Source organism: Candidatus Blochmannia vicinus (assembly GCA_030020825.1).
In the GTDB taxonomy this organism is placed as follows: Bacteria; Pseudomonadota; Gammaproteobacteria; order Enterobacterales; family Enterobacteriaceae; genus Blochmanniella; species Blochmanniella vicinus_A.
Genome location: CP125213.1, coordinates 372,050 through 384,911 on the forward strand (window position 1 = coordinate 372,050; position 12,862 = coordinate 384,911).

The following is a 12,862-nucleotide window of genomic DNA, read 5'->3' on the forward strand; positions in this document are numbered from 1 at the left end:
ATACTAACAAATACAGTATGTTTGTGAAACACCTTTATGAAATACTTTGTTTTATTCCATATCTATTAAGTATAAATAGATATATTTATTCATTTTTATATAACATATGATTATATCTGATAATTAATAAATGAAACCCAGTATTCCATGCTTCTTAGCAAATCATTAATATTTTAGTAGCCACTCTCCCAAACAATATTAAAAATATAAAATTTAAATATTGACAGAAATCATATATATCTATACCAATTTATATAGATAATAAAATACAGACATACAATAAAAATTAATATGATGAAACTTGAAAACCTGAGTTTAAAAAAGATTGATTTATATTTCTATAGTGCAAAGCATTTCCATCCCAATCATTAATTATAGCACCAGCTGATCTAGCTATAACATGTCCAGCAGCTGTATCCCAAATCTTAGTACAAGAAAACCTTGGATAAAAATGTACACTACCTTCCGCTACTAAACAAAATTTAAACGATGAGCCAATATTAATAATTTTATAATTTTTAAATCTTTTCAAATAATTGCATAAATGATGTTGATCATAATCAACATCATTACGACTCATCACTATCATCGGATAACAAGATGTACGAACTGAAATACTTATACGCTCTCCTCTATAATTAATCTTCCATACTTGCCCATTATCTGCCGCATACAGTATATTATATGCAGGAACATACACTACTCCCATAATAGGTTGACCATATTCTATGAATGCTATATTCACAGTAAATGCGCCATTTCTCAATAAAAATTCTTTTGTTCCATCTAAAGGATCTATCAACCAAAAACAATTTCCGTCTCTGCATTCTTGCCATTTAGTAATATCCTCTTCAGATAGCACTGGAATTTCAGGTGTTAAATTTCGTAACGAATACATGATAATCTTATGAGAGAGTAAATCAGCATTAGTTACAGGAGATTGATCTAGCTTCTGGTATGAATCTAACTTTAAACTCCCATTGTAAATCTTCATGATTTCTGTTCCAGCAGCACGAGCAATATAACTTATTTTTTCAATCATTCCATTATGGAATATCATAATACATATCCTAATAACCTTTTATATACGTCATAACATAAATTAAAAAATATACCAATAATCTATATATAGAAAGAACTACATTTAGGTGTTAATAACTACACATACTATAATTTGTAATTTACATGAAAGATCATTTGTTCTTTATAATTGGACTAATAATAACGTTTATTCTAGCAAAAATATCATTATAAATATGTATATTTATGTTATACGTACCAGTAGTTCTCAATACATTGTGATTAGGTAATCTAATCTGAGATTTAAATACTTTAAAACCAGAAGCCGTTGTAATTTCATCAGCAATATCGCGAGAACCTATAGAACCAAATAATTTTCCTTTAACCCCTGCTTTAGCTCTAATAGTAATACTCTTTAATTTATTAATTGTTTCTGCACAAAGTTCAGCCTTAGTCTTCATTTCTATCGCTTTATTTTGCAACTCAAGCTGCTTTTCTTTAAATATTGTAATATTATTTTTTGTAGCTGGCATTGCTTTATGTTTTGGTATTAAAAAATTACGAGCATAACCTGATTTCACAGTAATTTCTGATCCCATATTTCCAAGTTTATCAACGTTATTAATCAAAATAATTTTCATTGTTATTCCAATGTTTTCTAATAACAAAATCACACTAATCTATATTCATCCTAAATTTATTAATGATGATCAGTATATGGCAACAAAGATAAATAACGCGCTCTCTTGATGGCACGAGCTAATTGTCTTTGGTATTTTGCTCTCGTTCCAGTAATTCTACTTGGAATAATCTTTCCACTTTCTATAATAGAATGTTGTATTGTAATAAGATCTTTATAATCAATATTAGTACACTTTTCTGCTGTAAACCTACAGAACTTACGATGACGTACAAATCGCCCCATAACTAACTCCATATTTATTATATAAACTTTTATATTTAACTAAATTAATATAATGATAATATTATATTTATCCAATGCAGTGTACAATAACATGTTTGTATAGTTTTAATTGTTATTGGTTACTAAAAATTCATGAACATTTAATTAAATGAGTATAATTATTAAAATATATTTAAATAAAACATTTAAATTATTTTTATATATAAAATATATGTATATTTTAATATTTTACTATGCATTAGTAACATGGTTCTCTTGATTGTCTTCTTTCTTTTTCATCATAGGAGACGGGTCAGATATTGCACATTTAGTTCGCATGATCATACTACGTATGATCAGATTATTAAAACGAAAAGCGTTATTTAGTTCTTGCATAACATTTTGCGATACTTCTATATTTAATAATATATAATAAGCTTTATTAAATTTATTAATTGGATATGCTAATTGACGACGCCCCCAATTTTCAATACGATGAATTTTTCCTTTAGAATTTATAATGATTTCTGTGTAATTATTAATTATACCAGATATTTGTTCACTGCAGTCAGGATTAACCATAAAAACTATTTCATAATAACGCATACTTTATTCCTTTCATTCTAGAATATTTTTGTTTAATTAGTAACATTCTTAAAAAATAATAGGACATTTATATCTTCTTTTACTTAATTTCACATAAATGAAATTTATATATACATGTTAATCTTTTATGATTAACACCATACATCTTAAATAATAATGTATACTTTATGTTATAATTAGATGATTGAATATATATATATTCAATCATTATTTATTTATACTTTCCACGTTGTCTTAACGTTTCAAACAAACATATTCCTGTAGCCACTGAAACATTCAATGATGTAGCAGTTCCTAACATTGGAATAGTAATTAATTCATTACAATATTTTTGAGTTAAACGACGAATACCATTTCCTTCAGAACCCATTACAAAAGCTAATGGTTTAATTAATTCAGTATTAAAAATAAGACGTTTAGATTTCATTATAGTACCAATAATCCAAATATTATTGTTTTGAAGTAATTTCAATGTCCTAGTCAAATTAGTTACTTGCATAAAAGGTATATGCTCTACAGAGCCGCTAGCTACTTTTCTAACTGTCCCATTCAAACGAGCTGATCGATTACGGGGCGCAATAACTATATGAGCTCCAGCTGCATCTGCAGATCGTAAACATGCGCCCAAATTACGTGGATCAGTAATTCCATCTAATATCACCAATAATGGTGTAGTTTTGCATTGTATTAAAAAATTGGGCAAATCATTTTCTTTCATACAATATCTTTGAACTATTTCAGCAATAATTCCTTGATGTAATGCTCCTTGCGCTTTAATATCTAATTGCTGACGATCGCATGTTTTAATGCTAATTTTACATTGCTTTATCTGGTCAATTAACGATTTTAAACGAAAATCTTTATATTTCTGTGTAATATACACAGATAAAATCTGTTTTGCATTATTATCTAAAACAGATTTTACAGCATGTATGCCGTACACTAATTCGATCATCGTATTTTCTAAAACAACTCTATTTTAGTAGATAAATTTGAACTAATATTTTTAAAAATTTAAACACATGAATACAGAATAACATTTTTTAATTCTATTTTATACTCTGTTTCCACATCCAAAAATTACAAAAAATATTAGTTCAAATTTATAATTGAGTATTAAATCCAAATGTTTCACTTATTATCACCGAATATTAATATAAATGAAATATATATATCAAACAAATAATTATTTTATTTAAAATAAAGTATCAGTTCCTTGTGTTAATTAAGAATTAAATGGATTACATAATACTATTATCGCTGAACGTTCTGAACCAGTAGAAATAATATTGATAGGAATCCCAATAATTTCTTCTATACGTTTAATGTAATATTGCGACTCCTTAGGAAGTTTATGGAATGATGTAATACCTACAGTACTTATTTTCCATCCAGGTAATGTTTCATATATCGGTTCTAAATTTTCTAATTCTTCTAAAGAACATGGAAAATTGTATATTACTTTCCCATTTTTCTTACGATACGCAATACAAATTTTTATTTCTTCCAAACCATCTAAAACATCAAGTTTTGTTAAACAACATGAAAAGAAAGAATTAATTTTCACAGAATATCGTACTGCTACTGCATCAAACCAACCAGTGCGACGACGACGTCCAGTGGTAGAACCAATTTCATTTCCATTTATACACAACCGAGTACCTATCTCGTTCGATAGTTCTGTAGGAAAAGGACCGAACCCAACACGAGTAGAATACGCCTTTACAACACCTAAAATATAATCAATACAATCCATGCCAATCCCTACACCAACACTTACGCTTCCGGAAATAGTATGAGTGGATGTAACATAAGGATATGTTCCATGATTAACATCTAATAAACTACCCTGAGCTCCTTCAAATATAACCGTATTTCCTCGTTTTATAGCATCATATAATAACTCGGGAACATCAACAATCATATCAATTAATATATCAGATGTTGATATCACTTCATCTAAAACCACATGATAATTAATAGGTTTCATCTTGTAATAATGAACTAATTGAAAATTATAATAATTTATTGTATCTTGTAGTTTATTTTTAAAATTTTCTATGTTATATAAATCGCCCACCCGTAACGCACGTCGTGCTATATTATCTTCATAAGCTGGTCCAATACCACAACCTGTAGTACCGATAGTTTTAGAAGATTGATAATTTTCTCTAGCTAAATCCATTGCTACATGATAAGACAATACTAAGGGACAAGATGCGGAAATAAATATACGTTTACATGTTGATACACCTGCTTTTTTCAGCATTTCTATTTCTTTTATTAAAGATACTGGTGATATTACAACCCCACCAGCAATAATAGTAGTTACATGATTATGTAAAATACCAGAAGGAACTAAATGCAAAGTAATTTTTTTTTGGCCTACTACAATAGTATGACCAGCATTATGTCCTCCTTGATAACGCACCACATATTGAACTTGTGAAGTTAACAAATCAACTATTTTTCCTTTACCCTCATCGCCCCATTGAGCTCCTAATACAACAACACTTCTAACCATTTCTTAAAGTCACCTATTAATTTAAATAATTATTTCCTATAAAGATTAGGTATATAAAGTATAACAAATAATACTTGCTTATAATGTATATAATATGGGTACTTATTAATCATAAGATTTTAATTTGTTAATACTCGGCAGAACTTGTGGAGATTGCATAAAACGTAAAAAATCAGTTTCTGTGCTTAACACCATTAGATCATTATTATTTTTCTTAAAACTATTTTCATATGCACGTAAAGTACGTATTAAAGCATAAAATGATGGATCCTCATTAAAAGTAGTAGCATACAGTTTTGCAGTTTCTGCATCAGCTTCTCCTCGAATAATTAAAGACTGACGTTTGGCTTCAGCTAAAGTACGTGTGACCTCATAGTCTGCAGTAGCACGTAATTTTTCTGCTTCTTCCCGTCCCTGAGATCTATGACGTCTAGCAACGGCCTCACGTTCTGCTCGCATGCGCTGATAAATTGCATCAGATACTTCTGTTGGCAAATTAATTTGTTTAATCCGCACATCTACTATCTCAATACCCAATGCGGCCATACTGTTTGGATTGACCACATTAGAAACCCGATACTGTTTTTGTTCTGAAATATCGTATTTTTCTGAATTAAGGTTAAAATTTTTAATATTGTTAGGACATGATGCAATCGCTTCTTCTCCTGAAGTACCATTGTTTAACGATGCGCGTACATCAGTCATTAATCTATTTCGTGAATCTGTCACAATACCTTGAACATTTAATCTTCCCAATTCCGAGCGTAATCGATCAGAAAATTTTCGTTTTATTAATACTTCTGCTTGGGAAATATCACCCCCCCCTGTTGCTAAATAATATTGGCTTAAATCACTGATACGCCACTTAATATAAGAATCAATAATTAAATCTTTTTTTTCCATAGTAACAAAGCGATCTGCTTGATTATCCATAGTTTGAATACGTGAATCTAAAATTTTTATTGTCTCAATAAATGGAATTTTTATATGTAATCCAGGATTATAGATTAATGGGTTATTATCTGTATCACGCAATACTTTGCCAAAACGTAATATAATACCTTTATGCCCCTCTTCTATCGTAAATAAAGAAAAAAACAATACTACTACTATTATACATATAAAGAATGAAAAAACATTTCGTATCATTTATGACTCTCTCCCTTTACGCATAATATTAACACGTTGTGTATTAGCTTGTCTTTTATCTAAAGATTTTTCTTCAGCTATAGTATTTGTATGCCGAGACGGTTGACTAATTTTCGATGTTAACTTTGAATGATCAGTATTAGAGTCATCGGTAACACATATTTTGTTTAAATTAAAAGTATCATCAGTGTTATCAATGTTATCAGAATATTCAACTTTTCCGTTATTATTTTTAATTTTCTTTACTTGACCTGAAGGCAATAATAATACATTCTGAGTATTTTTTGAGTTTATGAATATTTTTCTAGTATTGCTCAATACACGTTCCATAGAATTTATATATAGTCGCTCACGAGTAATTTCAGGAGCTGCTTTATATTCCGGCAAAATTTTTGAAAATCTTTGTACTTCTCCTTGCGCTTCTAAAATAGTGCGTGCTTTATATGCACGACCTTCTTCTAAGATACGTTGTGCTTGTCCATTGGCACGTGGTTGTACTTCATTAGCATAAGCTTCAGCTTCTCGAATATATTGTTGTTCATTTTCCCTAGCAGCAATAGCGTCATCGAATGCTGCTTTTACTTCTTCTGGTGGACGAGCTGTTTGAAAGTTTACATCCAATAAAGTAATACCCATATTATAAGGATATATCGTTTTTTCTAAAACTCTTCGGGTATCACTACGCACTACTGTACGCCCTTCAGTTAAAATACGATCCATATTATACTTACCAATAACTCCACGCAATGCGCTGTCAGTAGCTTGACGCAAACTATCATCTGCGTCAATAACGTTAAACAAATAATTTTTCGGTTCAGTTATACGATACTGCACATTCATTTCTACTCGAACTACATTTTCATCTGAAGTCAACATCATGCCAGATGCTGCTAATTCACGTACCGATTCTACATTTACTGGGATTACAACATCAAAAAAAGTAGGTTTCCAATTTAACCCTGGCTGCACTAAATGATGATATTTTCCAAATCTTAAAATTACTCCACGTTCTGCTTCTTTAATAGTATATAAACCACTAAAAATCCATACAAAAATAACGATAATCAATATTAAAATTATAAAAAAATTTTTGTTTTTAGAAAATTTTTTTATATCTTTATTTTTATTACTAAATATATTTAATTTATCATTTATTTTATTTAAGCATTTATCTGGATCTAATATGTTAAATTTAGATTTATTTTTATCTTCGGAAGAAGAACTATTTACATCATTTTTATCATGATCCCCCCATGGATCATGAATATATTTGTAGTTATTAAAAAAATTAAAAATCATATTTTGCCTCACATATTATATGAGTGATATACATCATAATTCCTTATTTTAAAAATATTAAATAATATAATCTATTAATAATTTATTATTTTTTAACAAACGACACCAATCTATAGAAGACAAATATATCTTTAATCTAACATAATTATTATCTTCAACCCAATACTTTTTAACAACTTGCAACCTATATAATTTTTGGCATAAATCATTATTTATAGGCATTCGTAATTCATAAGAAATCATATTATTTAATAACAGCTCATTAAGAGCTTGTATTAATAAAGAAATACCCAAATTGTCTTGAGCAGATATCCATACTCGTATTGGACGGTTATCATGATCCCGGTCAATATGTGGTAATGTTTTTTTTAATTGATCTATTTTATTCATCACTAAAAGTATTGGAGTGTTATGAATATTCATACTATTTAAAATATAATGTACTGTATTAATATTTTGTTCAAATCTTTCGTTAGAAACATCTACGACATGTAATAATAATGTTGCTTGTATTGTTTCTTGTAAAGTTGCCTTAAAAGAAGATAACAAACCTTGTGGTAAATTTTGAATAAAACCTACCGTATCTGATAATATAACATTAGAACCTCCTTTATACACAATACGTCTGCATGTAGGATCGAGAGTAGCAAACAATTTTTCTGCTGTATAAACATTTGACGCGGTCATCGTATTAAATAGAGTAGATTTTCCAGCATTTGTATATCCTACTAAAGAAACAGTAGGTGCTCCAATTCTTAACCGATGTCTTCTATTTTGCTCTCTTTGATTTTCTATTTTCTTTAGACGCAATAAGATTTGAGTAATCTCTTTACGCAACAAACGACGATCACTTTCTAATTGCATTTCCCCTGATCCTCCTCGCAAACCAATCCCGCCCTTTTGACGTTCAAGATGACTCCATTCATGTACTAAACGAGAATTTAAATGACGTAATTGAGCTAATTTTACTTGTAGTTTACCTTCATATGTACGCGCACGTTGCGCGAAAATATTAAGAATTAATTGATTTCTATCAATTATTTTACATTGTAATAAATGCATAAGATCACGTTCTTGATGAGGGGATAAAATGCAATTGAACAATATAATAGATACAGGATTATTTTTAACTATTTGTTCAAGCTCTAATACTTTTCCAGTTCCAATAAAATATTTACTATTGTAAGTTTTACAATGGCTAGTAAGAATACCTTGAATTTGTATTCCTGCTGTAGAAGATAAAGATAAAAATTCTTCTAAATTAAAATTTTTCTCTTCTTTTTTTTTGGAAAAAATAGTATGAACCAATATAGCTTGTTTACCAAAAACATTTAAATCATACAACAATAACTACTCCAAATAAATTTAATATACATAATCACATATAATAGAATTAATTAAACAACTCCACAGTATACTACACTTAATACTACTTGATAGTAATAATCAAGTTTAATATATAATCATATGCAAAAAGGCAAGAAATTTTCTGAAATAAACGATTATACGATTATAGTAAGAAATGTTTAACTATGACGATTACTGATATAGTATGGGACGATACGAGAAGGCACAATGGTAGATATAGCATGTTTATAAATTATTTGATTAACTGTATTTCTTAAAAGTATCACAAATTTATCAAAAGACTCAATTTCTCCTTGTAATTTAATACCATTTATTAAGTAAATAAAAACTGGAATGCGTTCTCGACGTAGTGCATTCAGAAATGGATCTTGTAATGATTGACCTTTGTTCATTTTTCGATTTCCTTAAAATTTATTTTTTATCATTTTAAATAATCCAAAAAATTATATAATTCCAAGTTTATTTTTCAAAATTTTATACAAAAAATTAATTTTTTGTTAATATTTTTGATATACTGTCAATTGCAGCAGATAAATTATCGCTACATAGCCAATGTAAATTTGGCCATTTGCGTAACCAAGTTAGTTGCCGTTTTGCAAGTTGTCGAGTAGCACAAATCCCTTTAATTATCATCTGATTGTAGTTAATATCACCAGATAAATATTCCCACATCTGACGGTAACCAACACAAGAAATAGATGATCTTACTTCTTTTTTATGTAAATAAGAACAATTAAATAATTTACTCACTTCATCTTCAAATCCAATTTCTAACATTCTATAAAACCGTTGCTCAATTCGTTTATTTAAAATTTCACGACTTGATGGAACAATAGCAAATTGGTATGCTTGATATTTCAATTTGAGACCAACAATTAATTTCAACTCTGTCCAGGTTTTACCAGAAACAAAAAAAATTTCTAATGCTCGAATTATTCTTTTATGATCATTTAAATGAATTTTATTAGCAGCAACAGGATCAACATGTTTAAGTAAATTATATATATTTATCCATCCTATTTTTTGAGCTTCACATTCCAGATCATCACGAATTCTTTGATTAGTTGTTGGTAAAAAAAACAAACCTTCCAGTAAATTTTTAAAATATAACATTGTTCCTCCAACTAGAAAAGGCGTATGTCCTAATTTTATAATTTTTTCTATTTCATTATTTGCATCGTGACAAAAATCTGCTGTTGAATAACATTCAAATGGATCACGAATATCTATTAGTTTATGAGGAGCAATCTTTAATTCTTCAGGAACAGGTTTGGCTGTACCGATATTCATACCACGATATACCAAAGCTGAATCAACACTAATAATATCTATTTTTATGTTTCTTTTTTTTAAAGCTATAGCTACACTTGTTTTTCCAGAAGCTGTAGGACCCATTAAAAATATAACTAATGGTTGACGACGTTTAATACTATTTTCCCTCAATTTATACAATATAAAAATATTATCTTCATAAGTCGTATAAGTACATTAATCATGAATAAATTACATTATTTCAACGAACATATTAACTCTTATACATAAAAGTATACAATAAATATTGATAATAATTTTTTAAAAAATTTAATTTTCATAATAACAGTACCGATGTAGTAATACTGATCATTTATTAACTTGCAGCAACATATGTCTTTTTTACTTGCGAGGAATCTAACGGTTTTTTTTGTGATTTTATAAAATAAGAACGTAAACCTTTGTACAAAGCATTAGCTATTTTTTCTTGATAAAGATTACTAACAAGAAGATACTCTTCTTTTATATTACTAATAAATCCAGTTTCTACTAAAATAGATGGAATATCAGGAGATCGTAATACAGCAAAACTAGAATACTCAGGTGTATTCTTATGTAAGGGAGCAATATTTTTTAATTGATGTAACATATGCACCGCAATATCGTACCCTACTCGTTTAGCATAACCAAACTGTAAATCTAAAACTAAATGGCTAAAATATGGATCATTACAATAACTAGTTAGTAAATCTCCTAATCCTCCTAATAACTCTGAATGTTTTTCACTACATTGTAATAAACGTATCATTTCACTTTTAGCACGACGATCAGATAATACCCAAACTGACGCTCCTCGAACATTAGCGTTTAAAGCAGAATCCGCATGAATAGAAATTAAAACATTTGCTCCTCTTTTTCGCGCCAAATTAGAACGTTCCATAACCGATAAAAAATAGTCCCCGTCTCGGATCATTACAGCTTTAAAGCTCGGATCTGAATCCAATAACATTTTTAGTTTTTTAGCTATCTTAATCGTAATATTTTTTTCATATATCCCACCATGACGTCCCATAGCTCCTGGATCTTGCCCTCCGTGTCCAGCATCAATTGCTACAATAATCGGAGACAATACCTGTTTGGGATTTTGATTTTTTTTAAATTGCGTATCTATTATTTTTTTTTGGTGGTGGTGATTTATTACTTTATTTACATATGCGCTAGTTTTACGAACCATGATGGGCGGCATCTCATGAAGTTTTATTTCATCAGCAGCTACAGAAAATGTTTTCTTTTTCAAAATTGTCAATATAATACGATAATTTTCTTTTATTTGTTTTTGTGTTACTGTTCCTATATTTGAAGGACAAGTTAAATCTAATACTATACGTATATTTTGATGATTAATAGATGTGTTTGTTCGAATACATCTAACTAAATTGGAACCGTTAAAATTTATTGGAAATATATCTTTTTCAACTTTAGATGCTGTTAGAAGATCTATTACAATTCTTTCTGGATTATGCAAAGAAAATATCATATAAACTGGAACAACAGCACAATCTAGCATTACTGTAGATTGATTTTTATTATTCGTAACAGAGATTGCGCTAAGAGTTGATGCTATTATCGGTTCAATGCATAAGTATTTTGATAAGATCATCATTACAAAAACTATTTCATATTTCAACTTCATATATGCAATTTCCAATACGATAATAAATCACCTAGCATTCCATGACCTAAATTACTAAAAGATTCTATAACTACTTTCCTAGATTTTTTACAATCATGATAGTACATTGTTACTGAAATATCTTCTGTTGGTAAGATTCCCATTCCTTGTTTCGGCCATTCTATCAAACATACAGTATTTCCATTATCAAAATAATCTCTAATTCCCATATATTCAAGTTCTTCTGAAGAAGTTAACCGATAAAAATCAAAATGATACACATGCCAATTCGTTAAAATATAAGGTTCAATCAAAGTGTAAGTTGGACTATTTATATGTCCAACATGTCCTAATGCGTTTAAAAAACCTTTACAAAAAACAGATTTTCCAGATCCCACATAACCATTTAAATAAATTACACAGCTTCGAACACAAACAGAAGCCAATATAGCACCTAATAGCAAGGTTTTTGATTCATCAGGCAACATTAATACACATTTTTTCATCTTCAATATAATTTAAGATCTTATGCAACAAAATAATCTCCACATAAAACAATATAAAAACTTAATGTAAAAGTTCTTACCATTTGAACATATATATCATATGTAAAAACATGATAATATATCAAACATTGAGTCAATGTATTACATACTGCATCACAACAGTATTAATTTTTTGATAAAGATTCGCATTTATCAAGGAATTAATAAAATAATAAGTGCTAAATATATTGAAAAAAGATATACACTGCTGATTTATCATTAGAATTAACACGTAATAATTCAGTACGTCCACATTCCTAAGTATAAGAAATCCTTACTTCCATAAATACAAACAATCATTCAATTATTTGAAAATTAAATAAAAATTTATAATTTACTATGTTACATATGTAAATATGTACCCAGTCTCAAAATTTATTAATGTTGATATTAATGTATAATATAATCAATACACAAAACATTGTAATAAATTAAATAAAGCGGGAAACGAGACTTGAACTCGCGACCCCAACCTTGGCAAGGTTGTACTCTTCCAACTGAGCTATTCCCGCTTATTTAAAATA

The 12,862-nt window shown here is 28.7% G+C and carries 13 protein-coding genes and 1 tRNA gene; all 14 read right to left on the reverse strand.

Annotated features, from left to right (window positions below; all coding sequences use genetic code 11):
* Nucleotides 1-286: 286 nt before the first annotated feature.
* The 14 genes from cysQ to QMA81_01665 all read right to left on the reverse strand — a co-directional run bounded on the left by cysQ (nucleotide 287) and on the right by QMA81_01665 (nucleotide 12,850).
* Nucleotides 287-1,042, reverse strand: a complete 756-nt coding sequence (cysQ, locus tag QMA81_01600) for a 3'(2'),5'-bisphosphate nucleotidase CysQ (protein WHL25303.1) — start codon at nucleotides 1,040-1,042, stop codon at nucleotides 287-289.
* Nucleotides 1,043-1,193: 151 nt separating this feature from the next.
* Nucleotides 1,194-1,661 (reverse strand): 50S ribosomal protein L9, encoded by a 468-nt coding sequence (gene rplI / locus QMA81_01605; GenBank protein WHL25304.1) that lies wholly within the window; start codon nucleotides 1,659-1,661, stop codon nucleotides 1,194-1,196.
* Nucleotides 1,662-1,720: 59 nt separating this feature from the next.
* Nucleotides 1,721-1,945, reverse strand: coding sequence for a 30S ribosomal protein S18 (gene rpsR, locus QMA81_01610; protein ID WHL25004.1), 225 nt, complete (start codon nucleotides 1,943-1,945; stop codon nucleotides 1,721-1,723).
* A 231-nt stretch (nucleotides 1,946-2,176) separates the two neighbouring features.
* Complete coding sequence (gene rpsF, locus QMA81_01615; protein WHL25005.1) at nucleotides 2,177-2,530, reverse strand: 30S ribosomal protein S6; 354 nt, start codon at nucleotides 2,528-2,530, stop codon at nucleotides 2,177-2,179.
* A 211-nt stretch (nucleotides 2,531-2,741) separates the two neighbouring features.
* Nucleotides 2,742-3,485, reverse strand: a complete 744-nt coding sequence (rlmB, locus tag QMA81_01620) for a 23S rRNA (guanosine(2251)-2'-O)-methyltransferase RlmB (protein WHL25006.1) — start codon at nucleotides 3,483-3,485, stop codon at nucleotides 2,742-2,744.
* Between the two features lie 270 nt (nucleotides 3,486-3,755).
* The gene (locus tag QMA81_01625; protein WHL25007.1) at nucleotides 3,756-5,054 is read right to left on the reverse strand and encodes an adenylosuccinate synthase; all 1,299 of its coding nucleotides are present in this window, start codon (nucleotides 5,052-5,054) and stop codon (nucleotides 3,756-3,758) included.
* Nucleotides 5,055-5,159: 105 nt separating this feature from the next.
* The gene (gene hflC, locus QMA81_01630; GenBank protein WHL25008.1) at nucleotides 5,160-6,203 is read right to left on the reverse strand and encodes a protease modulator HflC; all 1,044 of its coding nucleotides are present in this window, start codon (nucleotides 6,201-6,203) and stop codon (nucleotides 5,160-5,162) included.
* On the reverse strand, nucleotides 6,204-7,502 hold the full coding sequence (gene hflK, locus QMA81_01635; protein WHL25009.1) for an FtsH protease activity modulator HflK: 1,299 nt from the start codon (nucleotides 7,500-7,502) through the stop codon (nucleotides 6,204-6,206).
* Between the two features lie 57 nt (nucleotides 7,503-7,559).
* Nucleotides 7,560-8,846 (reverse strand): GTPase HflX, encoded by a 1,287-nt coding sequence (hflX, locus tag QMA81_01640; GenBank protein ID WHL25305.1) that lies wholly within the window; start codon nucleotides 8,844-8,846, stop codon nucleotides 7,560-7,562.
* Nucleotides 8,847-9,028: 182 nt separating this feature from the next.
* Entirely contained in the window at nucleotides 9,029-9,262 is a 234-nt protein-coding gene (gene hfq, locus QMA81_01645) for an RNA chaperone Hfq (GenBank protein WHL25010.1), read from the reverse strand.
* Between the two features lie 94 nt (nucleotides 9,263-9,356).
* Nucleotides 9,357-10,265 carry a tRNA (adenosine(37)-N6)-dimethylallyltransferase MiaA gene (gene miaA / locus QMA81_01650; GenBank protein ID WHL25306.1) on the reverse strand — a complete coding sequence of 303 codons (909 nt, stop codon included), beginning with the start codon at nucleotides 10,263-10,265 and terminating at the stop codon, nucleotides 9,357-9,359.
* A 232-nt stretch (nucleotides 10,266-10,497) separates the two neighbouring features.
* Nucleotides 10,498-11,814, reverse strand: coding sequence for an N-acetylmuramoyl-L-alanine amidase (locus tag QMA81_01655; protein WHL25011.1), 1,317 nt, complete (start codon nucleotides 11,812-11,814; stop codon nucleotides 10,498-10,500).
* Complete coding sequence (gene tsaE, locus QMA81_01660; protein WHL25012.1) at nucleotides 11,811-12,299, reverse strand: tRNA (adenosine(37)-N6)-threonylcarbamoyltransferase complex ATPase subunit type 1 TsaE; 489 nt, start codon at nucleotides 12,297-12,299, stop codon at nucleotides 11,811-11,813. Before tsaE ends, QMA81_01655 begins: the two co-directional genes overlap by 4 nt.
* A 478-nt stretch (nucleotides 12,300-12,777) precedes the next feature.
* Nucleotides 12,778-12,850, reverse strand: a tRNA-Gly gene (locus QMA81_01665).
* Between the last annotated feature and the right edge of the window lie 12 nt (nucleotides 12,851-12,862).